Raw genomic sequence first — 26,972 nt, 5'->3', positions numbered from 1 at the left:
TTACCCTCGCTGATTGACTTCGACTTCCGTACCTAACCGAATAGCTTGTAATCCTTTTACTACTATTTGTTCACCAACGGATAAGCCTGACTCGACTAACCATTGATCATTAACGCGTTCGCCTACTTCAAGATATTTGGCTTCAATAATGTTGTTATCGTTGACGACAAGTACATAGCGGCCTTGTTGATTTTCTTGAACGGCGTGTTGTGGGATGAAGATGGAGGATGTTGGGGATTTATCAATACTGGTTACCGTAACAAATTGTCCGGGAATCAATAGATTATCAGGGTTAGGGAACTTAACTCTGAAACGAATTGACCCATTTAAACTGTCCATATGGTTATCAATAAAATTGGATTCACCTAAGTGATCATATTCTGTGCCATTAGCGAGCTTAAGTGAGAAGTCTGGGGGGGTAATATCACCGCCTTCAAAGAGTTGCTTTTGAAGGTTGTTGACGTGCTGCTTTTCGTCTAGTTGGATATTCACGTAGACAGAGTCAAAACTGATGATTTGAATCAATGGGCCAGTATCGGGGCCAACTAGTGCACCTTGACTGTAGTCACTCGCGCCGATAATACCGTCAAAAGGGGCGGTGATTTGTGTATAAGAAAGCTCCAACTTAGCTCGGGATAGCTCAGATTTTGCAGCTTCAATTTTCGCCAGAGAAGAGGTCCGTTCTGCGGTGAGTTGATCGAGCTCCAAAGAAGAAAGTGCCTGTTTGGCCACCAAGGCAACGGCTTTTCGATGCTTTTTGTCTATGATATTAAATTCAGCCTCGATTTCTTTTAATGCCGCATCAAGGCGCTGAATTTCAATCTCGAACATCGCAGGATCAATTTCAAACAACAAGTCTCCTTTTGTAACATGCTCCCCCTCAGTAAAGTGACGAGACTTTAGGTACCCCGATACACGAGGAACAATATCCACCTTGTGGATGGCTGCGGTTTTCCCAATAAACTGTTCTTGGTGGTAATAAGGCTGCGTGTTAACGGTCAGGACATCAACCGAAGGCGTGACGTCTGTGACGCTTTCAGGCTGAGAGTGACAAGCCGCTAACATCAGCGGAATCAGGCAAGCAATGAGCGTTTTGGAGTGGCGCATGAGGACCTCTGGAATCGGTAAGGGAGGCGCTCATCTTATTTTTGATTTAATGATACTTCTAATTAGAATCCATTCGATATTCAGGGTTGTCGCGACAGTTGCTATCATTTTTTTGATAAAAAAAGAACTGAATATCTACTTTTTTGTAACACCATGCTGTTTTCTGCATTGGAAATAAAAAATATCCATCTTAAAAATAGATAGTTAATAATAGTTCGATTTCTTTGTTCTAACTGCATGGCGTGCTTTTAAAAAGCGATTCGATTTGCTCAAGTAAGAATTGATGGATATCAGTGGAAGACTGATTTTTTGGCCAGATCACATCATATTGCAACTGCAGTTGTGTCTGGGCAAACTCAGGCTGTAAAGTGACGAGGCTTTGTGGTGTGTCACCTAACCGAACGAGGAAGCCCCATCCAAGTCCCGCTTTAATCAAGGCTAGGAGGTTAGCGTACCCATTGGTTTCGCACAGCGATGATGACATCTTAAAACTATCATGAAGGATTTTGTTTTCAAGTATTGAAGAACCTATTACCTGAGTATGCGCTAAAAGATCATCATTCGAGATATGGCGCCTCTTTGCTAACGGATGTCGGTGCCCACATACAATATCAATATTGCCGTATCCGATGGCTCTGAATTCATAAAATTGGCTATTCCCTTCGACGCTTGGAGTTAGGGCAAAATCGACATGCTGACTTCGTGTGCGATCTAATATCTCTTGAGTTCCCAAACTCAATACCGATAACTTGAGATCAGGCCATTGGCGTTGTAGAGCACTGAAAATCGCTCCGAACGGCATTAAGTCAATATTTTCGTCAATTGCCACGGTAAAGTGTGCGGGGATACCCATCGACAATTGCTGGGCGTTGCGGGTGAATCGCTCAATACTGTCAACGGCCACTTTGGCTCCGTCGTACAAGCTTCTTCCTGCGTCGGTGAGTTGAGGGTATTTCCCCTCTCGGTCAAAAAGTAATACGCCCAATTCATCTTCCAGTCGTGCGATATTCCCACTGATGGTCGCAAGGTGTTTCCCTAACAAACGTCCAGCGGCGCTAAAAGAACCAGAATCTGCAGCGGCAATAAAGCATTTTAATAAATCAGGTTTAATCATGAACGGCTTCTCGTTATTAATCCTATGTAAATACCATAGGAAACCTATTATCACCTATTGAAAATATTATAGATAATGAACGAAATTTCGACAAGTCACCTTAAACACTGAAGAGGCTCATTATGAATAACGCCATTAAAAAACTAGCCGTTGTGGTTTCACTCGCCACCTCAATAAGCCTTGCTTATGCAGAGACGTCACCATCGAACCAAGTACCATTGAACATTGATACTTGGCAGCAGCAGCGCCACGTTGGGCAAGCGGCGATGCCAACGTTTTATCCCAATATGTTGGCGGTGAATGCTCAAGATGTGTTTAGGGTAGATCACCAACAACGTGATTATAATCTGCATGAAATCCCATCCGTTGCTCGTATTTTAAATCACCCTGCGACTGGCTCAGTTGTCATTATGACGACAGAAGGAAAGGTCTTATTGGAACAGTATCGTAACGGTCATAACCGAGATACGACATTTTCTGATCAATCTGCGACAAAATCTATTGGTTACATTTTGTTGAACAAGGCGATTGCCGACGGAAAAATCAAGCTTACCGATAAGGTGGAAAAGTTTATTCCGTCTATAGGTTCTGGATTTAAAGGCCGAACGGTTGGTGATGTTGCAGCCATGAATGTTAACCATGCGGTTGCTGAATTGGCGGCTTATACTGGTGACCCGAAAGCGTTAGATAATTTTGATAAAGATGAAAGGGTTATCGGACTGCAGCGTAATGATGAGCGCATTGAGTTACGTGAATGGATCGAGTCGGTCGAAAAAATGGATGAAACCAATGAGTGGCAAGGTGATATCGCCAATTATGCGACCATTAATACCAGCGTGATTGGTTGGTTGGTTGAAGCGGCTACTGGTGTCGCTCTCGATAAACAGGTACGTGACTTGTTCCATGAGGTAGGTGGGGAAAATACCATGTTTATGGGAACAGATTTTGAGGGTACCCCCGTTATTGGTGCCTCTATGATGTCATCAACGATTGATTTCGCCCGTTATGGCCGTCTGTTGATCAGTAACAAAAATCAAGCGAAAAAAGATATGAAAGACGCCCATAAAATGGGACAGCCAGTCCCCTCTTTACTCACTCACATTGATAGCCATTACTATAAGTCAGCCATCATGAATGAATACGGTTTAGGTCACAGTGGCTGGGCAGGACAGTTGATTTGGGCTGACCCGGATTCTGGCGTGATTATTGCGATTAATAGTATGGTGCAATCGGAATTACCCGCGCCTTACGATCACTTCAATAAAGAATATGAAGCTGTATATGATGTGATTAAGTATATGAGAGCGCAACCTCAATAGTTTATGGAGATTAGGCTTTAAAACAAAATGGGGTTGACTGCATGCCAACCCCATTTATTCATCATTCTTGTGTCGATTACTCGTAATCAGTTGCATAAGTCTCTTCGTAAGAGTGCGAGTAAAGCTCGAACAAATTACCAAATGGGTCTTCTAGATAAACCATCTGCGCCAGTTTGTTGTCGTCTTCGGGGTGATAGCGCATGATATCCATACGAACCTTACCACCATATTGCTCAGTGCGTTCAATAGCGCCAGCAAAGTCATCGGTTTGTAAACAGAAGTGGAAGATACCAAGACGAGAGAAATCAACCTCATGACGCTCTTGGCGCTCTTTCATTTCAAACATTTCAACACCGATGCCGTCAGAAGTGACGAGGTGTGCAATGTTAAAGCCTTTAAAGCCTTCTCCGAATACCGCGATACACATGCGGCCAATAGCCGTTTCACGCTCTTCCATTACTTTTGTATTGTTCATGACAATTTTAAGACCGAGTGCTTTGGTATAAAACTCAACCGCTTTGTCCATATCGCCAACCATGATGCCTACGTGATTCATTTTCATAATCTGTTCCACTCTCTTAAGAATTTATGTCGTATTTGTTTCGATGAGGAGAGTATATGGAAAGGAATTAATCAATAGAAATTATTAATAATTCTCAAAATGATAATTTTTTGTTATTTAACGGTCATCCGTAATGCTGAAAAAAATGACGATCAGAATGTGTGTAGCCTATTGGTTAATCACCAGCGTAAATAGGCCACACATATTGGAGTCTTGAGCTGTGGTATAGGTGGGACAGGTTCAGCTATTGAGGAATGATGACTTGGCCAGAAACAATCGGAAACGTGTCAGTTTGCGGTTTTTTATCCATGTGTACGGTTGTTGAAGTGCCCGCAACATCATAAGTGACATCGTATCCCGCGACCTGAGTGGAGGTTGTGTATTCGGTGGTGCAGCGCTTTTCTGTGGTGCTCACCGTATCATTTTTTTGAGCATTGTCCTGAATCTTTCTTCCCGTCATGGCACCCGCAACCGTACCAACGGCGGTCGCGACGGTTTTTCCGGAGCCGCCGCCCACTTGGTTACCCAGTGCCGCGCCAGCGGCAGCGCCTCCTAACGTCCCGAGAACCTTCCCTTCATCTTTGATATCAGCTTGTTTTGTTACGACCACATCATTACATACTTGATGTGGCGTCTTGATAGATTGGGTGACGGCCTCGACCAGCGTAATGGTTGCATGAGTCGGTGCTTCTTCTTTGCATGCTGAGAGTAAAAACACCCCTGTTACTGCTATCGCCACTGCTTTCATTGTCATGTTTTTTCCTAGTTATATTTGGTTTGAGCCGTATGGTAAGGCGAAAACTCGCAGCTAAATCAGGGGGAAATGAAGTCTATGTCATTGTCTGGTGAAGAGTCAGGGCAATATTAACGCGGTGTAAAATGACATCCATTTAGTATGTTTGTTGATTAGCTATACTTAATGCTGAGCATGATTTGAAAAGTGATCTCGGCACTTTTGTTAGCAAAATACCCACTTATAGTGGCAACATTAGACTGACTGATGACTGTGAGAGCATGTCATCATTGATATAGGTGGAGATCACTAAGGCAGCGAGGAAAAAATTGACGCTTGTCATGGGGTTGATAGGCCCCAAAATATGGTGTTTTGTTAGGTGTAAGCCAAGGCATAAACCGGACATCAACATAATGACGACTCAAGTGAATAGTATTTATCACTTAAGTAAGGCCACGTTGAGTCTTGGTAGGGTCCATTAAGTTTTAACGATCGAATTGTAACGAAAGGTGATGGCTTGTATATTTTTGTGCAACGAGCAGATACACTTCCGCATTAATTTTCTACGCTCAACAGGAGGAACAAACCCATGTGTTATCTATTGCACCTTTTGTTACCTGGTTTACACAGTATTGATCGTAGTTGTCGAGCCTTCTCCGTTTACCTCCCCTGTGACTAAATTTGTTATGTGTTCACGCTATACACTGGCTTTTTTTTATCGTGTCGTGAAATAAACAGTATTCATCTAACCAAGCGCCCTAACACTAAGTTTACGACGTCATTGATTTCACTTAAAAGAAATCAGTCGGCCTGTCATGGCGAGTGATGTGTGGTTTATAGATTATAGATGTGAGCTGTTCAGATTTCATCCCGTTAGCCTACAGTGTACAAGTCGTTGAATACCATTACGTATCTCAAATTAATACTGTCTCCTCTTGGGGGAAATTGTGTCATTTTTTATTGCTTCGCAAATATTGGTCGGGATCGCAGCACTCTGCGATGTCATTTCATTTCAGTTTAAAAGCCGTCACAAGCTGCTACTTACGTTGTTTATCTCTGCGTTGTTCATTGCCGCGCACTTTGCATTGTTAGAAGAATGGACAGCGGCTTGTTTACTCATTGTTGGTGCGTGTCGATACCTAGCAGGGATCTTCACCTCAGACCCTAGAATGAAGTGGTTGTTTTATTCGGCGACGCTGTTGGGAACAGCCGTCACTTTTAGTGGCTTAACCAGTATACTGAGTTGTATTGGTTCGCTATTCCATACTAAAGCGTCGTTTAGTCATAATGATAAAATCATGCGTTGGCTTATGGTGATAGGAACGGTTGTCTGGGGGATTCACGACGTAATAGTGGGTTCACCGGTCGCTGTTTTACTGGATGTTCTGTTTATTCTGAGTAGCGTTATTGGTTACTATCGAATACACATCAAGAAACCAGTTCTTGCTACGTAAATGAGCGCAGGGCATCGATATTAGAATGATATCAATGCCCTGCGTTGCGAATGGTGATTACTTGTTTTTACGTAGTATGAACATTTCGTAACCATACTCCCCAATGCATTGCTGAAACACCTCAATCTCTTTAGCAATATCACAGACCGCCTCAGACGCTTGTTTGTCTTCTGGTAGGCTTTCAATACGATGTTGTAGAGGTTGGTAATAGTTTAGCCATGCTTCGCGGCTTAACGTAAAGTGGTTCACCACCTCATAACCCGCCGCTGTCATTTGCGTTAAGCGCGTCTCAATCGTTTGAATATCGGGGTATTCATTTTGAAAAAACGATTTTGCCTCTTGCGTTGGAGCGTCGGTTAGCCACACCATATCGCTTATTACCAATAGGCCATCCTCTTCCAGTAATGGCTTCCATTGTGAGAGCGCTTTCGTCACGCCCATAATATACGCACTGCCTTCAGACCAAATGAGGTCGAATTGCTTCTTTTCAAAAGGAAGCTCGGTCATGCTTGCACACACCGGTGTGATACGGGAAGAAAACGGGGTAGATTGCAAGCGAAGCTCGAGTCGCGAAAGCGCTGCGGGTTCGTTATCAACCGCCGTAATTTTTGCAGTACTGTTTTCTGCTAATATCGTGGTTGATAAACCTTTGCCACAGCCAATCTCTAAGATATTGCACGGACGGGTTGGCAGTTGATTGAGCGCTTTTAGGGTTTCATTTTCACTGCCTGGGCCCCAGCGTTCAAGTGTCTCAAAAACAGCCATAAAGTCGGCCATGTATTGTTCGTGTTCATTCATATTCTTTGATAACCATTTTAATCGCAACGCTTCTTTTTCATTAAAGCCCTGCTTAATTATCCAATCTAAATGTGCATCGGGGGCGAGCTTATCGGTTTGTTCATGCCACGCTCGAATGTCTCCCTCTCCTAACATGGCCGCGAGTAACTGACGAGACGCTTGTTTTTTTGCGATCTCTTCATCTAACGCTGAAAGCCGTTTCTGCAGCAAACTTCGGTCAACTTTGGCTTGTAGACAAGCCTTGCATTCACTAAGGGTTAGCCCGCCAGCTTGTAGCCGCTGAATTAATCGTACTCGCTGCACATCGCTATCTTGGTAGACACGATAGCCGTTTTCGAGTCGATGTCCTTCAATTAGATGTTGTTTTTCATAATACAGAAGCGCTGTGCGCGATAAGCCAACTTTGGCTGCTAGTTCTGAGATTCGATACACGTTAGAACTCCACATCATTGATGTACAAAACGGACTGTAAACTATGAAGTAATAGACAGGTCAATATTAAATTAGCGTTGTCTTGCAGGGTTGTCTAGGGGAGGCGGTGGAAGAACGAACATGGGATAACCACAGTAATGAGGCACTTGTCGTTAAGGTGTGAGAAGATATTGGCTAAAGTTTGTCGGGAAAATATTGATTATTGAAGGAAGTAACAAGTGGAAGATATCTATTTTGCTGGAGGTTGCTTATGGGGCGTACAGGAGTTTATGCGTCACTTACCTGGCGTGATTACAACGCAAGCAGGGCGTGCTAATGGGAGTTCTGATACGACATGCGCGAACTATGACGGTTATGCAGAGTGTGTAAAGACTCAATTCGACCCAAAAATCGTGTCGGTAGAAACTCTCATGGATTACTTTTTCGAGATTATTGATCCGTACAGCATCAATAAACAAGGTGAGGATGTAGGGATAAAATATCGAACGGGCATTTATAGCCTTCACGCGGAACATTTGCGAAAGGTCACCGCTTATCTGCAAGCGAGAGAAGATGCTGATAAGATCGCGATAGAAGTCTTACCGTTGACGAATTATGTAAAAAGTGATGATGAGCATCAAGATAGGCTTACGTTGCGACCTAACGATTACTGTCATATCCCTCAAAATATTCTGCATAAATATCGTAAAAATTAACCGTTTCAATAATGAAAGAACCAACGCCTATAGCGTTGATTCTTTCATTGTTTTAGAGTGAGTGATCATTGTCACTGCACAGACGTTTCGATTACGTTATTGGTGTGATTAAGGTTTTTTGTTTACTACGAGATTCTCCGTAACGAACGGACGGTGCCTGACTAGCACCCATAAGATCCCACCAGTAAGGCCAACCCCGAGCTGTATGAGTCCGAGATTTTCAATTAAAGCTTCCGGTCGAATGGAGACAAGCATCATCCCTAAAGAACCACAAATCATCGCAAAAAATTGAATCAAGGCAACAGCTGAGCCCGTATCATGGTCTTGTTGGTCAAGCATTAGGTTGGTTCCTGGTACTCGCATTGTAATGACCATCAAGGTCGCTGGTGCAGCGATACCGGCGAATACCCATGGTGATGTAGCTCCAATTGTAATCGTGAGAACACCGGCAACCGCAAGCAATAAGAAACACATGGTAATGATTTTTTGGACCGAGATACGACGAGAAACCTTCATATAAATTGCAGGGCCAAAAGAGGCGCATAACGCGTTAAACGCAAAGGCATAACTAAACTCTTGCTCGCTTAGCCCAAACCCATTGATATAAATGTATGATCCTGCCGCAAGGAACGCCATGAGTGCCATTGGTGTAACGGAAAAAATGGCAAGCAATACAATAAATCTTCGATTTTTTAGTACAACCCCCAATCTTCCCCATGAACGGAGCATTGAACCGTCGTATTTAGTCTCTAATGTCTCTTTATAGCAAAATGCCAGTACAGAAGCGAAAGCACCAAACACCGCTAACGTGACAAACATCATCCGCCATGATGCGACTTGCAATAAGAAGGCTCCAATAACCGGAGCGACCATCGGTGCGATAATGACTAACGACATAATGGTTGCCATTATTTTTTCACGCTCACGTCCCTCATAAAGATCTTTTACAATAGCTGTGGCGACGACGGTAATGGCACTACCAGCAAAGGCTTGAAAGACTCGAGCGCCAATGAGTTGTTCAATATTACCAGCCATGGCACAAAAAATACTGGCGATCATATAGCCGCCTATTCCCGTTAATAACACAGGCTTACGACCAAATTTTTCGCTTAACGGGCCCCAAAAGAGTAAGCCGACAGCGTAGGTAACGAAATAGCTACTTAAAGTGAGGTTTACCATCGCTTGGTCGGTATTAAATATGCTGACCATCTGCGGCAGCGCAGGTAGGTACAAGTCAATAGTCAGAGGCGGAAAAGCACTGATGATGACGAGGAAAAATAACATACCGGTTTTACCCAATATAGGTTGTGTTTGTTTCAAGTGGTGACTCCTAATGATTCTTTATTGGCTTTATCGTAAGGGGAGATGTAACGACATCGTCGATGATGTCACGAGCTAGTAAGCCAAGTTATTGTTCACTCGTTTGAGCAGTACGCGCAGCGTTTCTGATTCATCGTCAGAGAAGCCAGTGAGCATCTCGTTGATCATTCCCATTTCTACGTCGTCTAATCGCTCAAGCAGCGTCGTACCTTTCTCACTCAGAGTGAGCTCAACAGAGCGCTTATCGCTGACACTTGCCTGTTTGATGATCAAATCCTGTCGATGCAGGCGTGCCACGATACGCGCGATTTGTGCTTTATCACGATTCATCGACTCGACCAACATCTGTTGAGAGGCGCCCTCAAATTCTCGAATATCACTCATGGCTTTGTGTTCGAGCGGAGAGAATTCGACTTTTTGGCGAGTGACTTCAGCCACCATTTTTCCACGAGTCTTCATGCGAATTTCACGCAGGGTATGGTTTATTTCCCGATAGGTCGTCATAGCGATTTCTGATATTTAGTTGTGTAAGTCAACTATTATCTTGATTTTGGTTGATCGAGTCAACTAATTGTTTGTGACGGATTCGTCTAGTAACAATGTTCACAATATGGTCACAAAATCATCGAAAAATCGTCAAACAGTTACGATGAAATACCAGTTAAATAAATCAAAGGTGATTCGGAGAAGAGTTATGGCGATGATTGCGCCGGAACTGACCATTGTCAGTGAGACGAGTGACATAGTACAACCCAAACTTGGGCGAAAAGTACTTCAAACTCGAGCGCTTACCAAGTCCTATCAACAGGACAAAGTAGTTCTCGATGGTATTAACCTTGATTTGCATGCTGGTGAATTTGTAGCAATTGTTGGCCGATCCGGCGCAGGAAAATCCACCTTATTACATACGTTAAATGGCACCATTTCGGCAAGCAGTGGTGAGATCCTTAATGTCCACAAAGACCAGTCGACGGATAATATTTTGTCGATGACACGTAAAGAACTACGTGAATGGCGCACTCACTGCGGCATGATCTTCCAAGATTTTTGTCTTGTTCCTCGCCTTGATGTCATCTCAAACGTGTTGCTTGGTCGTCTGAGCCACACCTCAACAATAAAATCTCTCTTCAAAGTCTTTAGTGATGAAGACCGAGCAGAAGCAATCCGTTTGTTGAAATGGTTAAACATGTTGCCTTATGCACTGCAACGCTCCGAAAATTTATCGGGTGGTCAACAGCAACGTGTGGCCATTTGCCGAGCGATGATGCAGAACCCCAAAATTTTACTGGCGGATGAGCCAGTTGCATCTCTCGATCCTAAAAACACAGTAAGAATTATGGAAGCGCTGCAAAAAATCAGTACTGATGATATTGCAGTGATGGTGAACCTCCACTCGATTGAATTGGTGCAGCAATATTGCACGCGAGTCATTGGTCTTGCAAAAGGGCGAGTGATTTATGACGGACACCCGTCCGGGCTGAATGATGAGGTTTTGCACCAGTTATATGGTGATGAATTTGATCAGGTTGGTTGATTAAACCCCCACAATCTCACTGGTAGGCAATCCTGTCACCAGTGGTCAGAATGAACAAGGAAGACATAATGAAAAAACTATTATCAGTAAGCGGCATTATTGCAGCGGCACTTTCTTTTCACACGCAAGCGGCAGCACCAAGTGAGATCAACCTCGGGATTTTAGGGGGGCAAAATGCTTCGGATCAAATTGGTGATAACCAGTGTGTGGCGGAATTTCTACACAAGGAATTAGGCGTTAAGACCAATATTCGCAACTCCACGGATTACAATGCAGTCATTCAAGGGTTATTGGGCAACAAGATTGATCTAGTGATGAACATGTCACCTAAATCTTATGCTGAGATCTACCTAAATGATCCCAATGCCGTTGATTTGATAGGTATCACCGTTGATAACACCGATAATTCTCGTGGTTACCATTCGGTTATCTTGGTGAAAGAAGATAGCCCATACCAATCTATTGAGGATTTAAAAGGCACGGCTTTCTCGTTTGCCGATCCTAATTCAACGTCTGGGTTCCTGATTCCAAACAACCAATTAGAGACCAATCTAGGCGGTAATATGGATAACAGCTTCAATAATTTCTTTAAGTCGGTGAGCTTTTCTGGTGGTCATGAGCAGGATATTGTTGGCGTGCTGAATGGTCAGTTTGATGCGGCTGTAACATGGTCATCAATGGTGGGCGATGCGAAGCAGGGTTACACCGCCGGAGCGTTACTGCGCTACATGAATCATGATCCAGAATTGATGGACAAAATTCGAATTATTTGGGAATCCCCATTGATTGCAAACGGCCCGACGATTGTCAGCAACAAGCTTGACCCTGCGTTTAAAGAAGATTTAGTTGCTGCGGTCAAGAAACTCGATAAAGAAGAAAATGAGTGTTTTAGTAAAGCCGCAGGTGGGCAGTTACATTTGGCCGATACCAGTGTAGATGAGTATCAGTCAATCATTGACTTGGTTAAAGCCACCAAGTTTGCTCAGAGATAGTTGCCTTTCTTAGGAATGGCTAATCTATTTATAAGATCTGTATAGGCTCAAAGAGGTGATACTGACTTAGCAATCATTTGCTTGTCTATCACTTGCTTGTCTATCTATGGCGAGGGCAGGACCGAATGGGTTTTGAACTCGCTATCTCACTTTTTGGTTTAACATCATGCCGTTTGAACAATACTATCAACAGGTTCGACGTAAACAAAAGATGGACGCTTTCATGTGGTCTGCCATGTTTATGGTTCTGTACCTCATTTCTGGGCACTTTGCTGAATTTAGTCTTCGCCAGATCGTCATTAATGCGCCCGCTTTCTTCGATTACATCTTGGATACGATTCCGAATCTTTCTTGGGATGTCCTCTTCGCGAGCCGTGATGACTCGGGCCATGCTGTGCCGGGATCGCTTATTTACTGGGGGTATCGACTACCGATTCAATTGCCCTTGCTTTGGGAGACCATCAATGTCGCCATTGCCGCTACTTTAGTTTCTTCTTGTATTGCCATTATCTTAGCCTTTTTAGCCGCGAATAACGGCTATGCCCCTGCACCTGTTCGTATGGCGGTACGAGCGTCGGTAGCTTTTCTAAGGACGATGCCTGAATTGGCCTGGGCGGTGATGTTTGTCATGGCTTATGGGGTTGGAACTTTTCCGGGTTTTGTTGCCTTGGCGCTGCATACCGTCGGCAGTCTCACGAAGCTATTCTATGAGTCGATTGAAACGGTATCTAACAAGCCAACGAGAGGTCTTACTGCCGTCGGGGCGAGCCCATTGCAACGTGTTAGATTTGCACTTTGGCCGCAAGTTAAGCCAATTGTTTTGTCTTATATTTTCCTTCGATTTGAGATTAACTTCCGCTCATCGACTATCTTGGGTCTAGTTGGAGCGGGCGGTATTGGGCAAGAATTGATGACCAATATTAGTTTAGGGCGTCATGATCAAGTGAGTATGACGCTATTACTCATCATCCTCGTGGTGGCGATAATTGATATGCTATCTGGATCGCTTAGAAAGCGAGTGATCAGTGGAGACATGAAATGAGCACGCAAGCATTGCAGCAAATAAAGCAGGAGCACCAAGAAATATTCTCGACCCAGAAGCGGTATTTGCGTTTGGTCGTTTTTAGTGCCATCGCCGTCTTGGCCTATTATCTTACGTTTTTTTCATTTTTTGGCATTAGTGAGCAACAGCTCATTATGGGCAATAGCAAGATCAGCAGTTATTTTATGCATATGTTTGTTTGGCGAGATTTTTGGAACTGGCCATTTGCTTATTACTTCTCACAGATTGGTATTACGTTAGCGATTGTATTTGGTGGTACGTTGACGGCGTCCGTTGTCGCACTTCCTCTTTCTTTTCTGGCGGCACGTAACGTGATGACTGGACCATTCGGAGTGATTGCTATCATGATGAGGCGAATCTTTGATGTGTTACGTGGGGTCGACATGGCCATCTGGGGAATGATCTTTGTCCGTGCGGTAGGGTTAGGTCCACTTGCTGGTGTCATGGCCGTATTCGTTCAAGATTTAGGCTTATTCGGGAAGCTATTTGCCGAAAGTCATGAGGCGGCTGATCGAAAACCAACCCGAGGCCTAACATCATTGGGTGCCAATCAGATCCAAAAGCATCGCTTTGCCATTTTTACTCAATCGTTCCCGACGTTTTTGGCATTAAGTCTGTATCAATTGGAATCGAATACGCGCTCGGCGGCTGTTTTAGGTTTTGTAGGAGCCGGGGGGATTGGTTTGGTGTACGCAGAAAATATGCGCCTGTGGAACTGGGATGTGGTGACGTTTATTACTTTGGTGCTAGTGGTCATTGTCATGGTCATGGATAAGGTGTCTAGTGTGCTTCGTCATAAATACATTATTGGTGAGAATGTCCCATTGTTTGATCCTAAAATTGTTTGATCGAAAATGACTTGACCCCAAAGCTCACTAACCTTTAATTTCATTTTTATCCTTCATTCAGAGCAAGTCCCCTTTATCGGTGGCTTGCTCTTTTTTATTACCAATGACTTTTTGTCCGCGTATCGCTACCCGCCAGCGGGCTGGAGCCATTTTGGATGGCATGGTTGCGGGTTAACGTAAGGGTCACACATTAACTTGAACGGCCGTTCACAAATCACTTGAACGTTCGTTCAAATTTAATTATAGTCTCTACATCGACAGGAAAACTGTCACTCCCGATGACATTATTAATCCGTATGAAAGGATATTGAGATGAGCGAATTCAAACGACATACAGAAGAAACAGCACCAGAAGAAAGCAAAGCGATTCTGGTCGATGCGAAAAAGCAGATGGGAAGAATTCCTGGTTTATATGGGGTGATGGCGGAATCACCAAGCACCTTAAAAGCATACAAACAACTGCACCAAGCATTTACCGACACGTCTTTTGATGCCGAAGAACTTACTGTCGTTTGGCAAACGATCAACGTAGAGCATGAGTGCCACTATTGCGTACCGGCACATACGGGTATAGCGCATGCGATGAAGGTTGATCCTGTCTTGACTGAGGCACTACGAAACCGCGAAGCCATGCCAACAGAGAAGCTTCAAGCCTTGCATGATTTTACTCTCAGTATGGTTCGTGAGCGAGGTAATGTATCACCGTCACAACTCGAAGCCTTTTACGCTGCGGGTTACGGTCAGCAACAAGTTCTTGAAGTGATTCTTGGATTATCTCAAAAAGTGATCAGTAATTACGTCAATCATGTCGCACAAACCCCAGTTGATCCCATGTTCGAGCAGTTTGCTTGGAAATAACCTTGAATCTGCACTATCTATAATGAGTATGAATGATAGGTAGCGCTTGATTATGAATAACGGAAACCAGCATACCCACCTTTGGTGGGTATGCTGGTTTCAAGGCCTGCCCTTGTAATATGCGATATTGGATCGCTATTCAACCCTGTCTAATCATTCCTCGTAGATTAAAACCATGATTAAGGAGTATTACGATGACAAAAACGTTAGCCTTTGATGTTTATGGGACGTTGATTGATACACACAGCGTGACGACGCTGTTGCAAGAATGGATCGGTGATAACGCATCGGTGTTCAGCCAAACCTGGCGTAATAAACAGCTAGAGTATTCTTTTAGAATTGGCTTAATGAAACAATATCAACCCTTTACCGTCTGTACTCGTGAAGCACTGGATTATGCGTGTGAGTTTCATCAAGTGACGTTAAGTTTGGATCAGCGAGTACAACTATTAGAAAGCTATCGTAGGCTGCCAGCGTTTCCTGAGGTTCGACCTGCACTTGAAGCCCTAAAACAGCGTGGCTATAAGATGGTTGCCTTCTCAAATGGCGAACGCAGTGCGGTAGAATCCCTATTACAACACGCCGAGATTATGGATTGTTTTGATGATGTGGTCAGCTGCGAGGCGATTGAAAGTTATAAACCAGATCCGTCGGTCTATCAATATTTGCTCGATAAGACCAGCACCGCCCCTGAGCAAACCTGGCTTGTTTCAAGTAACTCGTTTGATGTGATTGGCGCAATATCTTCAGGATTAAAGGCCGTTTGGGTAAAGCGAAACTCGCTGGCGATTCTTGACCCTTGGGGAGTTGAACCAACTCGAGTCATTGCAACCTTGCATGATTTGGATTGATGAACACGATAAATGATACGTAGTCGGTAGCCATAGACTTCCGACTATCGGTAAGAATTTAGAGAGAAAGTGAACAATGACTGACAAAATTAAGCTAGATATTATTTCTGATGTGGTTTGCCCGTGGTGCATTGTTGGGTACCTGCATCTACAAGCAGCCATTGACGAACTGGGGCTACAAAACCGTATTGAAATTGAATGGCAACCCTTTGAGTTAAACCCAGACATGCCCCCAGAAGGTGAGGAGTTGCGGGAACATGTTGCGAGAAAATATGGGTCAAGCAAAGAAGAAAGTGACCGAGCTCGTGAACAAATCTCTCAAGCGGGTGCAAAGTATGGCTTCGAATTCCGTTACTTTGATGGCATGAAAATCGTTAATACACTCGATGCTCATGTCCTATTGGAGTACGCGCACACCGTAGGCAAGAAAACCGAACTCAAGCTTCGTTTATTCAGCGCCTTCTTTACTGAACAGAAAGATGTCTCGGACCCTAGGGTGCTAATAGAGGAAGCCGTGGCCGTTGGATTGCCCAAGCTGGAAGTCGAACAGCAACTTTCTGAACGCCACCTAAAGGACAAGATTCGTCAACAAGAATCGCAATGGCATCAGATGGGCGTGTCAAGTGTGCCAACAGTCGTCTTTAATCGCACCAGTGCGTTGACGGGGGCGCACCCACAAGATACGTATAAGCAAGTGTTGCTGGAATTGGTCTCAGAAGTCGATGGTATTGTGTAATGTTTACCGCGGGACATTCATGACAAACAGGCTCTCGTTATGAATGTGAATAAAAAAGGTTGGTAAGCGCCAACCTTTATTTTTGCAGTCCGATTTGAAAAAGCAGATTCATATCATTATTCCTTTCGAGAGTGATGCTATAAGCTCGGTGTTTTGGTTGTCCCTTTTTTTAGCATGCTTTGAAAATCGCCGTGGCACTCATTTTGAAAAAGAAAACGAAAAAGTGTCTCTGCATCGCTGTCCATCAAATCTTCAATCACCTCTGGTGGCATACCAGAAATCAGATCGCATCCCTGTGTTTCCCTATTAAAATGCGCGCAACCGTTTCTGCATTTTTCCATCATTAGCCCTTGGTTTGTGTATTTCCCTTAAGAAATAGACCATGGTAATAACCTTGCAAATACAGATGTTATTATTTGAGTGCCAGCTCAACTTTTACGTTCAATTTGTCCCCATCTTTCAACGTGCTATTTTTAGTTAAAAGTTAAAAGTTAAAAGTTAAAAGTTAAACTGCACGGCATGAATCACGTTCTACTATGCTGCATGCGACGACAGTCCTTTGAAATTCTTTATGTTTTCCTTCGCTAGACTCAACGGCAAGCTTGGCCGTTTCTTTTCCAATGAGATAAGCATCTTGTTTAATGACGGTGATGGGCACCTTGAATAATTCCACCATTGGAATCTCATCAAAGCCAATGATCGAGACCTGTTGTGGTATGTGGATCCCCGCACTATTTAAAGATTGTAGTAAGTCTGCTGTGATGGCCAAATGTTGAGTGAAGATAGCGCTAGGGGCATCGGGCCCCTGAATTAACGATACTGGGGAGTGCCTGAAGCCAGTTTCTCTATCCCAAAACTGTATGAGCTCGTTATCTGGTTCAATGCCGTGTTTTGCCAATGCGTTACTGTAGCCTTGAAAGCGGGCGTTACGTGACAAACTACTTTCAAACTCTTGGGTCATAAAACAGATACGCTTGTGTCCCAAGAGTAGTAGGTGTTCCGTGGCGTTGAATGCGGCTTCTCGGTAATCCGATAGTACGATATGACTCTGACAATCAGGGTGCTCTAGCTGAAATTGAACCACGGGCATGCCACCGCCTATAAATTGATTGATCAACTCAGAATTTAAACCTGATGAGGTGATGATAATGGCATCGACACACATCTGCTTTAGAGAGAGCAACGCTCGTTTTTCAGCCTCCCCATCAAAATCACTATTATAAATGAGCACGTTATAGCCGTTGCTCTTACAGAAATCGTCAATCCCTCGCAATACTCGGCTGGTGTTGTAACCGGCAATATCACGAACGACCACACCAATGGTCTTCGTTTTTTCTACTTTTAAGCTACGCGCGATCGGGTTCGGTACATAATTTAATTCTTCGATCGAGGACTTGATCTTCTGTTTTGTCCCGGCAGACATATGCCCAAAACGACCATTTAAATACTGAGAAACGGTACTTTTGGACACGCTTGCATGTGTGGCAACATCGATAATTCGCACTTTCTTCATACTGGCTTCTTAAAACTGTTAACTGGCTCAAAATCAGAACGTTGACATTCTATCGATGGATCTAGATGATAGCAAGTAAACCGATTTACTAAATCGATTTACTTGTTTTGTAGATTAGAGAGATTGAAATGAAAATTGAAGATGTGAAGGTATTTGTTACCAGTCCTGGCCGTAACTTTGTCACGGTAAAAGTGATGACTGATGAAGGCGTTTATGGGCTAGGTGATGCGACAGTCAATGGCCGTGAGATGGCTGTGGCTACGTACTTGGAAGAGCATGTTAAGCCTTGTTTGATTGGGCGAGATGCTCATTCAATTGAAGACATCTGGCAATATTTATACATGGGTGTGTACTGGCGACGTGGTCCAATTACAATGGCGGCCATCGCGGCCATTGATATGGCGCTTTGGGATATAAAAGGCAAGGTGGCCGGTCTTCCTGTGTATCAACTTCTTGGCGGGAAATGCCGGGAAGGGGTAAAACTTTATGCTCATGCAAACGGTGAGTCCATAGAAGATACGCTTGATAAAGCAGAGCAATGTATTGAGCAAGGTTTTAAAGCTGTGCGTCTTCAGGCTGCTATTCCTGGTTTATCTGAAACGTATGGTGTTCTTGGTGATAAGAAAGACTACTTTGAGTTGCAAGGCAATCGCCCACTGCCACCAGAGCAAGAATGGTCAACGAGTAAATACTTTAAATTGGTTCCTGAGCTATTTGCACAAGCACAAGAGCGATTTGGTGATCAAGCTGAGTTTCTTCACGATACACACAGTCGCTTAACACCGATTGAGTCAGCCAAATTAGGCAAAATGTTGGAACCTTATAATCTTTTGTTTTTGGAAGATGCTTCCATTGCAGAGAACCAAGAGAACTATAAGTTAATTCGCCACCATACCACCACGCCTCTCGCACTGGGTGAAACGTACAATACGATCTGGGACTGTAAAGACCTGATTCAAAATCAATGGATTGATTATATTCGCACTGCTGCTACGCATGCTGGTGGAATCACCGGAATGAAAAAAATCTCAGACTTTGCTGCGGTTTACAATGTCCGTACCGCCCCTCATGGCGCGCCAGACTTATCACCGATTTGTTTCGCAGCTCATATGCATTTAAATATTTCGACGCATAACTTTGGTATTCAAGAATTTGTTGGTTTTGGCAACGAAGAATGTCAGTCCATTTTTAGCCACGATATGAAACTTGAAAACGGTATGATTCTAGTGAGCGATGCTCCAGGTTTAGGGGTGGAGTTTGATGAAACTGCGGCACAGCAATACCCATACAAGCGCTCGTATTTACCCGTTAGCCGTTTGGAAGATGGCACGTTGTGGCATTGGTAGGATCTAGCAATTGTTAAAATAGCATGGAACGGGTCATTCACGTTGCAGGTCGTTAAAGCGAACGAATGCAGCACTTCAATAAAGTGTACGTGAGAGCAAGTTGACCTTCTTCATCACTATTTTGCTCACATCGAGGGTGGTCATTTTCTTTCGATGAAAGAGTATTTGTTGTAAGCATTGAATTAAGGGTAAGTAATGAAGAAAACAGTGTTAGTTTTTGGTACGGGATTTGCGGGTCAAGGCCATGCCAAGGCATTTCGTGATGCCGGTGCTGAAGTTGTCGGTATCGTAGGCCGTACTGAGCATATCGTGACAAGTGTCGCAGAGGAAATGGCGATCCCATACTCAGGGACAAACTGGGCTTTAGCACTCGAGTTGTGTAAGCCCGATATTGTATCAATCGCGACGCCCGGTGGGGCGCATGTTGATGCCATCAAAGAAGCGATTCAATTCGGTTGCCATGTGTTCTGTGATAAACCTTTAACCGAAAGTGGTGAAACGGCGCTTGAATTGTATCGTCTGGCGGAAGAGAAAGGCGTAAAAACCGCTTTTGCATCAAGCTTTCGATACATTCCTGAAATCATACATGCAAAGCAGTTGGTGGCGGCAGGTGCCATTGGTGAGCCGACCGAGGTTGAGTGCATTTCTCATTTCAATCTTGACCGTCATATTCCATTTGGATGGTCTCACCGCACTGAAGCGGGTGGGGGGCGTTTAAACAATAACTTTACGCATTTATTGTCTATTGTTACGTCCGTGGTGGGCGATAATATCTTAGCCATCAGCGGAGAAGTGCGCAACGATATGCCAAAAGCCCCCGTTGTCGAAGGTGTCCATAATTTCACAGAGCGTCGTAACTTTATCCCTAAAGATATTAACGACCCAGCGTTGGAGTGGCGAGATTGTGATGTGGAATGGTCTTATACCGTATTGGCGCAGATCGAAAGTCGCACACCTGCGGCGCTACCGGTTTCAGTCTTGTTCAAGCATGGTGGTCTAACGCCTCGTTTTAATGAGGATCACATTGTGTTTCATGGCACAAAAGGGTCCATCTATATTAAGGGTCACTACGGCGATGGGCCGTTATACTTGTGGCAAGATGGGCAGTGGCAGGAAATGGCGTTGCCGGCTGACATTCGAGCACAATTGCCGGATATCGAATGTGAGACCCAACGAAGCTGGACTCATTTAGCGAGCGAATTTGTAAAAGATATTAGTGGCGTTTCAGTGGCACCTTATCAAACCTTTAAAGATGGGTGTCAGTACCAATTGATCATTGATTTAATTAGGAAAAATGACCGTTGGGTTGACGTTCAACAGTTGTTCGGCACTCAAGGCTAGTCAGAGAAAGATGTTTTTTAGCCAGAGCCGCGCTTTTGTGTTGAACAAAGAAAGCACCTTGAGTGCGCCGCTACTGGTTCAAACTATTTTTTTCTTAACCGCGTGCGCTCAATAAAAATAAGACGCCTTAACAGGCGTCTTTAGTGCCTTAAAATGGCGATTTGGCGAACTCCTAATGTACTGATTTTATTGATGTTAAAATAATAGTAAGTCATGAGGGTGGGTGGTAGTCTTCTGTCATAGCCAGGAGCATTCACATGATTTTTAAGAACAAAATATTTGATCACCATGATTTTTCTAATCAAGATTTGTCCGATCATCACTTCGAACATTGCCAATTTTTGCGCTGCGACTTTTCGCGCTCAGATCTAAGAGACAGTGCTTTTCTCAACTGTAAGTTTGTTGAAACCAGCGATCTCGCAGGTTGTCACTTTGATTATGCCAACTTGAAAGATGCCAGCTTTAAACAGTGTCAAATGGCAATGTGCAACTTTGAGGGGGCTGATTGTTTCGGGATTGAGTTGAGAGAGTGTGACCTGAAGGGAGCCAATTTTTCACGCGCTCGATTTGCAAACCAAGTCAGCCACAAGATGTATTTCTGCTCAGCATATATCACGGACTGTAATCTGTCGTACACCAATCTTGAGCGTGCGGTCATTGAGAAATGTGACCTGTTTGAGAACCGATGGATAGGGGCAAACCTTCAAGGTGCATCTTTCAAAGGCTCTGATCTCAGCCGTGGTGTGTTTTCTGCGGATTCGTGGTCTCAATTTCGTTTCCAAGACGCGAACCTGTGCCATGTTGATTTGGAGGGGCTCGATCCTAGAAGAGTGGATCTCAGCGGGGTTAAGATTTGTTCATGGCAGCAAGAGCAGTTGCTTGAGCCGCTAGGGCTGGTTGTCCTCCCAGATTAAGAGAGTAGCGTGGCTATTATCTATTTCGTTAATAGATAATGGCCATAAGCATAAGCATAAGCATAAGCATAAGCGGACTTGAGCCAAGTTAATCTACTGACTTATGCATATCTCGAGGGTGATCGGCACAACGACATGATGATGCCAAAGCAAATTCCCTGAGTAATCATCGCGGTACCCCCATAACTAAAGAATGGAAGCGGGCTGCCCATGACAGGTAACAGTCCACTCACCATGCCAGTATTGATAAAAGCATAGAGAAAAAAACTTAATGCGAATGAACCACATACTAGCCGACTGTAGATATGGTGGCTCGCACATGACAGCCACAACGTGCGTAGCGTGATAAACAGATACAGAGACAAAAGGGCCACGCATCCAGCAAATCCCCATTCTTCGGCATAAGACGAGAAAATAAAATCGGTGTGACTTTCGGGAATGAACCCCAGTGCACTTTGTGTGGCATTGGCCCATCCTTTTCCTGTCATGCCACCCGATCCAATCGCAATATGGGATTGAATAATTTGATAGCCCGAACCTAACGGATCACTCTCTGGATTAAGAAACTGCAAGATACGTTTTTTTTGGTAAGCCTCGATAACAAAAAACCACAGCATCGGAACTAGCAGGGTTATGAGGCCAACAAATCCACCGATGATCGTCCAACTCATTCCCGCAAAGTACAACACGAACAACATATAAATAACGCCGAAAATGGCGCCATCTAAATCAGGCTGAATGAAGATAAGCCCGGCAGGGATTGCCGTTAGTACGAGTGCGTAAAGTATTCTAGTGATAGTCGGACGCTCGCCATCTTTTTGGACTAACCAAGCGATCATCATAGGAATTGCGAGCTTAATCAATTCTGATGGCTGGAAGCGAAATGCCCCAATTTCAAGCCATCGCTGTGAGCCATTGGTACTATCGCCGACTAAGATCACGGCAATGAGTAGCGTCACCGCCAGCACGTATAGGTAGGGCGAACCGCGACGATAAAATTTCGCAGGTATTGCTGACATCACAACGAGACAAAACACAGAGATGACGCAGCGCATCAGATGATTTTTAATCACTGATTCACTAAACCCACTGGCACTCCATATGGTTATTGAGCTGAATAGCATAAGTAACAGTATCGATAGCAAAATAGGCTTGTCGAGCTGTGGGGCGAGGTATTTTGGCATGGAATACTTTGATAAAGAGATCGTCAAATCTCCTCCTTGTACAGAGACGTTGTTAATGACCAAGTAGACATGTCATGAAGTGACCATTCATGAAATAGGTTCTTTTTTGACGCGTTTTATTGCACTGATGGCCTTACGAACTCGCCATGTAATAACACTGAGAACGGCGACACTTAGCGTAATGAGAGGTGCAGCCATTAGCCCCATGGTTGTGAAACGGCTGATGGGTTCTGGCAACGAAGGCAGTAAATAACCGAAACCCGCGAGCAGGGCAATCCACAAGGTAGCGCTAAGCCAAGAAAAGTAATGAAAGCGTGACGTTTCATGAGTTCGCATCCCCATCATCATGGGGACAACAGAGCGCACGCACGGAATGAAGCGAGCACTGAACAATGCAACTAAGCCATGGCGACCAAGTAGAGCGTCAACGGTATGCATGTTGCGTTCGGGGACTTTTGCGAGCCTACCTCGAACCCAAGGAAGTCGATTAAGCCACTTTCCTTGTAAATACGCTAACCAGCTGCCTGTTGCAGCGGCAATGATTAGTAGCGGAAAGGCAAGAAAAGGGTGGAGGACTCCGACAGCGGATAAGGTGCCCACGAGAACAACGACGCTATCACAGGGGAGTGGCTCCGCGGGTAAAAAGCTGCTTTCTAAGGCAATTAGAAAAGTGACCAAAATATAGATAAATATCGCGCTTTCTGGCGCCAGCAGCGTATTAAAATCCTGATGCCAAAGGGCAATCACGACGTCTTGTATCGTTTCAAACATAGCGGTTCCATATACCAACGGTAAATATTACGGTGGGGATTCTTAGTGGGGAATGGAAAGCGTTCAGCGAGAGTGAATAAAGCGAAATAGCAGGTTGCCGTCTTGCCAACCAGCGATTCGGTTGTTTTTGAGTGTCAAGGAGCGAGAGGGGGCGTAATGAGTGAAACGATCATGGTCGTGAAGCGCTGAAAGCGTCAATATGAACGATGACCATGAAGGCCGAGCTTTGGCTGGTGGTTGAGCGTTTTGTGATAAAACCCGAGAATTAGAGTGACGTAATATCAACGTATCGATTGTGAAATCCGGCGTCCCTTGTTGGCTTATTGCCACGGTATGGGACGCTGTTTGCTCCGAACCAATGACATCGACGATATGGCTAAACAGCAATACCGTGATGAGGGTTATGATGAAGAAGAGTGGCTCAAGCTGTTGTTGCACGTTAAGCGCTCAATGATGAAATCTGCTCATATGTACGTCTAACCGCCAAGAAAAGCAATCGCATTTCTCATCGAGCGATAAATCATGACTTTCTTTTGTAATGCAACCGGTTACACCGCGAAGACGGTGTACGAAAAAGGTAAAATATGAATAAATAAAAACGCCCAAACGGTGTAAGCCGCTGGGCGTATTTTTATGAAAAAGCGAATCTCGTGCTTGGGCTGTATTGGCTATCCCGCTTAATAGCGAGTGAACCACCCGAGGCATGTGCGGGGTGTGTTAATACCCCATCAGTTGCAGCAGATTTTCTGCGGTACTGATCGCTTCTTTGCGATTGGCAATATTGAGTTTTTGGTACAAATTCCGGATATGCGTCTTAATTGTGGTGCCGGCGACATCCAACTCTTGAGCAATCTGTTCATTGCTGAATCCTGAGTAGATTAACCCAAGAACCTGCCATTCACGTTGGGTTAGCGGGCTAGTACGTACTAACTCCGGTATATTGGGGTGATTGACGAGCTTCTCGACAAACTCCTCGTTGAAATGCACCGAACGACTGCGTTGCGTCGTGTTGATGTCTTTCATCAGAAGTTGGGCGCGATGACGTTCAAGGTCGCCAAGCTCAGAGCGTGAGGCGAGTTTTTCAAGCAAATGACCAATAGTTGCACCATCCACCAAAAAGTTACCAATCATGCCAGTTTGGTTCGTCAGTACGAGTGCTTCTTTTAAGCGTACTTTGGCACTTTCGTCGTCGCCAAGTTGCACCCATAAGATCGCTTCTACAATGAGATTTCGATTCGTGTCAGTGACTAGGTTATAGGTCGCCGCTTCTTTCGCCAAAAACTGTAGCGTTGTTTTTGCTTCATCAAATTGCTTTAAGCAAATCTGAGCGCGAGCAATATTACGCCATTGCAGTTGTAAGAAATGGTTGCATGCGCTGTCGGGTCTGATCGCCGTCTCAAGCCATTGTTCAATCGAGTCTTGGTCGCCTCTTGCTTGCCAATACAGTAGCAAAGAAAGCGATGCGTTGGCTGTCCAGTCTACGTGGTAGGTTGACTGTTTCATCAGGTGTTGAATCTGCTCAATGGTCTTTGAAGCCTTGTCTAATTCACCACGACCAATGGCAATGCGAGCTATCATTGAGTAGCTGTGTAAATGCTTACTTGGCTCATGCTTACCTAGGATATCTAGCCCTTTGTAAGCACACTCTTCCGCTTCATCTAAGCGATTCCAACACCATAAGATTTGCGCTCGGACACGAAGCAAGAACTCGTGCATTGGGACTTGGTGCAGTTGTTGTTCTTCGATCAGTCTAAACGCACTTTCTTGCACCTCATAAGCCGCTTGAACATAGCCTTGAGCAATTAAAATTTCACTTTGCTGAAGCTGTGCCCATAGCGCTTGGTGGTAAACATGATACTGACGCGCTAGCTTTTCGGTTTGCTGCATCATTGGCAGTGCGCGACTGAGTTGGCCCGTGACGTGGTTGACTTCACCAACGACCGAGGTAGCGACAATACGACTGCGATAGACCGAATGATCCAGTTCACCTAACGCCAGTTCAGCCAGCTCAAGTGCTTTTTCTGGTGAGTTTTGATTAATGGCAACCTGAGCACGCAGCGCGTTGAATTCCCCATCTTCTTTTTGAGAACGCTCTACCTTGCGTAATGCCATCTCGCTATCGGATTTAGCAATCAGCTCACCGACTTCGTTATAGCGATGCTGGCTTTGTGCTAACCATGCTTGCAGCATACACAACCTCGGATGACTGTAGAGTTGATCATCCGTTAGGATTTGAATGGCCTCCTCCAGCGTAGCAAGCTCTCCTTGGTTAAACATTTTCCAACCAAACTCGTTGAGGATGGTCACAGTGAGTTCGCTATTTGCGGCTAATCTTGCATGCCTGAGCGCTTGATGGGGAACGCTTTGTTCTAACCAAGCTTTTGCCGCGGCGAGGTGAAGATCCAATTCTTGCTGCGGAATTCTGGCTTTACGTTCATGCGACAAGAACTCAGCAAACAAGTTATGGAAGCGAAACCAATGGTTTTCGCCTTCAAGCGGATAGATAAATAGACCAAAACGATTTAAAGATTCAATCATGCTGAGCGCGTCATTTCGTTTGGTTAATGCCGTGACCAGATCGTCATTGAAGTGATCTAAAACGGAACATTGCATTAAGAAATTACGCGTATCTTTATCTAGTAAATCAAACACTTCTTCGATCAAGTAGTCCCAAAGGTGAGCGTGATTAAACTGAGATATGGTTTCGACGGATTGTGCTAACGTTCGCTTTTGATGTTGAGCTTGTAGGGCAAACAGCTGTAAAGCAGAAGGCCAGCCTTCGACGTAAGTTCGCAAAGAGTCAGCGGTCTCATCATCGATATCATCCGCGAGACGCAGATTAAAGAAACGCGTGGTTTCCTCGGTATCAAACGCGAGTAATTCATTGCCGATTTCAATCATTAAATCGCGTACACGCAGGTTTGCAGTCCCTAGTGGCGGATTACCACGACTTGTCACGACCAATGTAATGTTATCGGGCATGTGCTTAAGGAAAAAACGCATGGCTTCATGGATGTCTTCATCGGTGATGAGGTGGTAATCATCGAGTACGACGTAGCATTCGTGGTGGTAGCTCGTCAGTTCTGAGAATACTTCTCCGAGTAGAGAATGAAGAGAGGAGAATTGACGGCGTTCTGCGAGTTTCTGAGCATTAGGACAGCTATTGTGCGTCGCTTTATTAATCGCCTGTAAGAGATAGTTGACGAAGCGAAATGAGTCGTTATCACTTTCATCGACGCTGTACCAGCCGACGTGAGGTTTGTCAGACAACCATTGTGCGGCCATGGTGGTTTTACCATATCCAGCAGGGGAGCGAAAAAGTACAAGCTTGTAAAAAGGGGCCTGTGAAAGTAGGTCCAAAACTCGTGGACGGACGATAGCGTTATGCAAGCGTCCTGGGCGAGTTAATTTTGAAGGAATCCACATAGATATTTCCTATCATTTTTATAGTTAGTGTCTTCGCTAATACTGAGCGGCCTCGATGAGG

At 44.5% G+C, this 26,972-nt stretch carries 25 protein-coding genes; 13 read left to right on the top strand and 12 right to left on the bottom strand.

The features are described 5' to 3' along the window. Entirely contained in the window at positions 1 to 1,107 is a 1,107-nt protein-coding gene (locus AB4405_RS14125; protein WP_372061432.1) for an efflux RND transporter periplasmic adaptor subunit, read from the bottom strand. 229 nt (positions 1,108 to 1,336) lie between these two features. Beyond that, entirely contained in the window at positions 1,337 to 2,221 is an 885-nt protein-coding gene (locus AB4405_RS14120; RefSeq protein WP_372061431.1) for a LysR family transcriptional regulator, read from the bottom strand. A 122-nt stretch (positions 2,222 to 2,343) separates the two neighbouring features. On the opposite strand from AB4405_RS14120, the gene AB4405_RS14115 reads away from it, so the two are divergent. Continuing rightward, on the top strand, positions 2,344 to 3,540 hold the full coding sequence (locus AB4405_RS14115; protein ID WP_372061430.1) for a serine hydrolase domain-containing protein: 1,197 nt from the start codon (positions 2,344 to 2,346) through the stop codon (positions 3,538 to 3,540). A 76-nt stretch (positions 3,541 to 3,616) separates the two neighbouring features. Here AB4405_RS14115 and AB4405_RS14110 read toward each other — a convergent pair whose 3' ends face one another. Together AB4405_RS14110 and AB4405_RS14105 are read right to left on the bottom strand one after the other, a co-directional pair. Beyond that, positions 3,617 to 4,102, bottom strand: coding sequence for a VOC family protein (locus tag AB4405_RS14110; protein ID WP_372061429.1), 486 nt, complete (start codon positions 4,100 to 4,102; stop codon positions 3,617 to 3,619). Positions 4,103 to 4,346: 244 nt separating this feature from the next. Next, positions 4,347 to 4,856, bottom strand: coding sequence for a glycine zipper 2TM domain-containing protein (locus AB4405_RS14105; protein ID WP_372061428.1), 510 nt, complete (start codon positions 4,854 to 4,856; stop codon positions 4,347 to 4,349). A gap of 926 nt (positions 4,857 to 5,782) precedes the next feature. Here AB4405_RS14105 and AB4405_RS14100 point away from each other — a divergent pair. After that, positions 5,783 to 6,289 carry a YgjV family protein gene (locus AB4405_RS14100; protein ID WP_372061427.1) on the top strand — a complete coding sequence of 169 codons (507 nt, stop codon included), beginning with the start codon at positions 5,783 to 5,785 and terminating at the stop codon, positions 6,287 to 6,289. 57 nt (positions 6,290 to 6,346) lie between these two features. On the opposite strand, the gene AB4405_RS14095 is transcribed toward AB4405_RS14100, so the two are convergent. Continuing rightward, complete coding sequence (locus tag AB4405_RS14095; protein WP_372061425.1) at positions 6,347 to 7,519, bottom strand: MerR family transcriptional regulator; 1,173 nt, start codon at positions 7,517 to 7,519, stop codon at positions 6,347 to 6,349. A 218-nt stretch (positions 7,520 to 7,737) separates the two neighbouring features. Here AB4405_RS14095 and AB4405_RS14090 point away from each other — a divergent pair, with 218 nt between their 5' ends. After that, positions 7,738 to 8,214, top strand: a complete 477-nt coding sequence (locus AB4405_RS14090; RefSeq protein WP_372061423.1) for a peptide-methionine (S)-S-oxide reductase — start codon at positions 7,738 to 7,740, stop codon at positions 8,212 to 8,214. Positions 8,215 to 8,322: 108 nt separating this feature from the next. On the opposite strand, the gene AB4405_RS14085 is transcribed toward AB4405_RS14090, so the two are convergent. After that, on the bottom strand, positions 8,323 to 9,498 hold the full coding sequence (locus tag AB4405_RS14085) for a multidrug effflux MFS transporter (RefSeq protein ID WP_372061473.1): 1,176 nt from the start codon (positions 9,496 to 9,498) through the stop codon (positions 8,323 to 8,325). 111 nt (positions 9,499 to 9,609) lie between these two features. After that, the gene (locus AB4405_RS14080) at positions 9,610 to 10,038 is read right to left on the bottom strand and encodes a MarR family winged helix-turn-helix transcriptional regulator (RefSeq protein WP_102468889.1); all 429 of its coding nucleotides are present in this window, start codon (positions 10,036 to 10,038) and stop codon (positions 9,610 to 9,612) included. 190 nt (positions 10,039 to 10,228) lie between these two features. On the opposite strand from AB4405_RS14080, the gene phnC reads away from it, so the two are divergent. The 7 genes from phnC (at position 10,229) to AB4405_RS14045 (ending at position 16,416) form a co-directional block, all read left to right on the top strand. Continuing rightward, entirely contained in the window at positions 10,229 to 11,068 is an 840-nt protein-coding gene (phnC, locus tag AB4405_RS14075; RefSeq protein ID WP_372061421.1) for a phosphonate ABC transporter ATP-binding protein, read from the top strand. Between the two features lie 68 nt (positions 11,069 to 11,136). Continuing rightward, the gene (phnD, locus tag AB4405_RS14070; protein WP_372061420.1) at positions 11,137 to 12,060 is read left to right on the top strand and encodes a phosphonate ABC transporter substrate-binding protein; all 924 of its coding nucleotides are present in this window, start codon (positions 11,137 to 11,139) and stop codon (positions 12,058 to 12,060) included. Between the two features lie 166 nt (positions 12,061 to 12,226). After that, complete coding sequence (phnE, locus tag AB4405_RS14065; protein ID WP_372061419.1) at positions 12,227 to 13,102, top strand: phosphonate ABC transporter, permease protein PhnE; 876 nt, start codon at positions 12,227 to 12,229, stop codon at positions 13,100 to 13,102. Further along, positions 13,099 to 13,971 carry a phosphonate ABC transporter, permease protein PhnE gene (gene phnE / locus AB4405_RS14060; protein WP_372061418.1) on the top strand — a complete coding sequence of 291 codons (873 nt, stop codon included), beginning with the start codon at positions 13,099 to 13,101 and terminating at the stop codon, positions 13,969 to 13,971. The genes phnE (AB4405_RS14065) and phnE (AB4405_RS14060) overlap by 4 nt, the downstream gene beginning before the upstream one ends. A gap of 312 nt (positions 13,972 to 14,283) precedes the next feature. After that, positions 14,284 to 14,829: a carboxymuconolactone decarboxylase family protein gene (locus AB4405_RS14055; protein WP_372061416.1), complete on the top strand. Its 546-nt coding sequence runs from the start codon at positions 14,284 to 14,286 to the stop codon at positions 14,827 to 14,829. Positions 14,830 to 15,023: 194 nt separating this feature from the next. After that, positions 15,024 to 15,680 carry a haloacid dehalogenase type II gene (locus AB4405_RS14050; protein ID WP_372061415.1) on the top strand — a complete coding sequence of 219 codons (657 nt, stop codon included), beginning with the start codon at positions 15,024 to 15,026 and terminating at the stop codon, positions 15,678 to 15,680. A 76-nt stretch (positions 15,681 to 15,756) separates the two neighbouring features. Beyond that, on the top strand, positions 15,757 to 16,416 hold the full coding sequence (locus tag AB4405_RS14045) for a DsbA family oxidoreductase (RefSeq protein ID WP_372061414.1): 660 nt from the start codon (positions 15,757 to 15,759) through the stop codon (positions 16,414 to 16,416). 505 nt (positions 16,417 to 16,921) lie between these two features. On the opposite strand, the gene AB4405_RS14040 is transcribed toward AB4405_RS14045, so the two are convergent. After that, positions 16,922 to 17,929: a LacI family DNA-binding transcriptional regulator gene (locus AB4405_RS14040; RefSeq protein ID WP_372061412.1), complete on the bottom strand. Its 1,008-nt coding sequence runs from the start codon at positions 17,927 to 17,929 to the stop codon at positions 16,922 to 16,924. 128 nt (positions 17,930 to 18,057) lie between these two features. Between AB4405_RS14040 and manD the strand changes: the two genes are divergently transcribed. From manD to AB4405_RS14025, 3 genes are all read left to right on the top strand, one after another. Continuing rightward, positions 18,058 to 19,275: a D-mannonate dehydratase ManD gene (manD, locus tag AB4405_RS14035; protein ID WP_102468899.1), complete on the top strand. Its 1,218-nt coding sequence runs from the start codon at positions 18,058 to 18,060 to the stop codon at positions 19,273 to 19,275. 195 nt (positions 19,276 to 19,470) lie between these two features. After that, entirely contained in the window at positions 19,471 to 20,616 is a 1,146-nt protein-coding gene (locus AB4405_RS14030; RefSeq protein ID WP_372061410.1) for a Gfo/Idh/MocA family protein, read from the top strand. Between the two features lie 257 nt (positions 20,617 to 20,873). Then, positions 20,874 to 21,530 (top strand): Qnr family pentapeptide repeat protein, encoded by a 657-nt coding sequence (locus AB4405_RS14025; RefSeq protein ID WP_372061409.1) that lies wholly within the window; start codon positions 20,874 to 20,876, stop codon positions 21,528 to 21,530. 101 nt (positions 21,531 to 21,631) lie between these two features. On the opposite strand, the gene rodA is transcribed toward AB4405_RS14025, so the two are convergent. The 4 genes from rodA to malT all read right to left on the bottom strand — a co-directional run bounded on the left by rodA (position 21,632) and on the right by malT (position 26,911). Then, the gene (rodA, locus tag AB4405_RS14020) at positions 21,632 to 22,714 is read right to left on the bottom strand and encodes a rod shape-determining protein RodA (RefSeq protein WP_372061471.1); all 1,083 of its coding nucleotides are present in this window, start codon (positions 22,712 to 22,714) and stop codon (positions 21,632 to 21,634) included. A gap of 87 nt (positions 22,715 to 22,801) precedes the next feature. Beyond that, on the bottom strand, positions 22,802 to 23,485 hold the full coding sequence (locus tag AB4405_RS14015) for a DedA family protein (protein WP_372061407.1): 684 nt from the start codon (positions 23,483 to 23,485) through the stop codon (positions 22,802 to 22,804). Positions 23,486 to 23,548: 63 nt separating this feature from the next. Then, complete coding sequence (locus AB4405_RS14010) at positions 23,549 to 23,923, bottom strand: hypothetical protein (protein ID WP_372061406.1); 375 nt, start codon at positions 23,921 to 23,923, stop codon at positions 23,549 to 23,551. A gap of 279 nt (positions 23,924 to 24,202) precedes the next feature. Next, positions 24,203 to 26,911 (bottom strand): HTH-type transcriptional regulator MalT, encoded by a 2,709-nt coding sequence (malT, locus tag AB4405_RS14005; protein WP_372061405.1) that lies wholly within the window; start codon positions 26,909 to 26,911, stop codon positions 24,203 to 24,205. Positions 26,912 to 26,972 lie beyond the last annotated feature (61 nt).

It is taken from the genome of Vibrio sp. 10N.261.51.F12 (assembly GCF_041471725.1).
Classification (GTDB): Bacteria; Pseudomonadota; Gammaproteobacteria; order Enterobacterales; family Vibrionaceae; genus Vibrio.
The sequence above is the reverse complement of the archived record's forward strand: the minus strand, read 5'-3'. Positions and strand labels throughout refer to the sequence as shown.

Bases quoted from the DNA above. Each gene is read 5' to 3' on its own strand.
- rodA (WP_372061471.1), bottom strand. From the start codon at position 22,714: ATGCCAAAATACCTCGCCCCACAGCTCGACAAGCCTATTTTGCTATCG.
- manD (WP_102468899.1), top strand. From the start codon at position 18,058: ATGAAAATTGAAGATGTGAAGGTATTTGTTACCAGTCCTGGCCGTAAC.
- AB4405_RS14115 (WP_372061430.1), top strand. From the start codon at position 2,344: ATGAATAACGCCATTAAAAAACTAGCCGTTGTGGTTTCACTCGCCACC.
- phnE (WP_372061419.1), top strand. From the start codon at position 12,227: ATGCCGTTTGAACAATACTATCAACAGGTTCGACGTAAACAAAAGATG.
- AB4405_RS14120 (WP_372061431.1), bottom strand. From the start codon at position 2,221: ATGATTAAACCTGATTTATTAAAATGCTTTATTGCCGCTGCAGATTCT.
- AB4405_RS14040 (WP_372061412.1), bottom strand. From the start codon at position 17,929: ATGAAGAAAGTGCGAATTATCGATGTTGCCACACATGCAAGCGTGTCC.
- AB4405_RS14080 (WP_102468889.1), bottom strand. From the start codon at position 10,038: ATGACGACCTATCGGGAAATAAACCATACCCTGCGTGAAATTCGCATG.
- AB4405_RS14045 (WP_372061414.1), top strand. From the start codon at position 15,757: ATGACTGACAAAATTAAGCTAGATATTATTTCTGATGTGGTTTGCCCG.
- AB4405_RS14110 (WP_372061429.1), bottom strand. From the start codon at position 4,102: ATGAAAATGAATCACGTAGGCATCATGGTTGGCGATATGGACAAAGCG.
- AB4405_RS14015 (WP_372061407.1), bottom strand. From the start codon at position 23,485: ATGTTTGAAACGATACAAGACGTCGTGATTGCCCTTTGGCATCAGGAT.
- AB4405_RS14030 (WP_372061410.1), top strand. From the start codon at position 19,471: ATGAAGAAAACAGTGTTAGTTTTTGGTACGGGATTTGCGGGTCAAGGC.
- AB4405_RS14025 (WP_372061409.1), top strand. From the start codon at position 20,874: ATGATTTTTAAGAACAAAATATTTGATCACCATGATTTTTCTAATCAA.
- phnC (WP_372061421.1), top strand. From the start codon at position 10,229: ATGGCGATGATTGCGCCGGAACTGACCATTGTCAGTGAGACGAGTGAC.
- AB4405_RS14085 (WP_372061473.1), bottom strand. From the start codon at position 9,498: ATGTTATTTTTCCTCGTCATCATCAGTGCTTTTCCGCCTCTGACTATT.
- AB4405_RS14125 (WP_372061432.1), bottom strand. From the start codon at position 1,107: ATGCGCCACTCCAAAACGCTCATTGCTTGCCTGATTCCGCTGATGTTA.
- phnD (WP_372061420.1), top strand. From the start codon at position 11,137: ATGAAAAAACTATTATCAGTAAGCGGCATTATTGCAGCGGCACTTTCT.
- phnE (WP_372061418.1), top strand. From the start codon at position 13,099: ATGAGCACGCAAGCATTGCAGCAAATAAAGCAGGAGCACCAAGAAATA.
- AB4405_RS14105 (WP_372061428.1), bottom strand. From the start codon at position 4,856: ATGACAATGAAAGCAGTGGCGATAGCAGTAACAGGGGTGTTTTTACTC.
- AB4405_RS14055 (WP_372061416.1), top strand. From the start codon at position 14,284: ATGAGCGAATTCAAACGACATACAGAAGAAACAGCACCAGAAGAAAGC.
- malT (WP_372061405.1), bottom strand. From the start codon at position 26,911: ATGTGGATTCCTTCAAAATTAACTCGCCCAGGACGCTTGCATAACGCT.
- AB4405_RS14050 (WP_372061415.1), top strand. From the start codon at position 15,024: ATGACAAAAACGTTAGCCTTTGATGTTTATGGGACGTTGATTGATACA.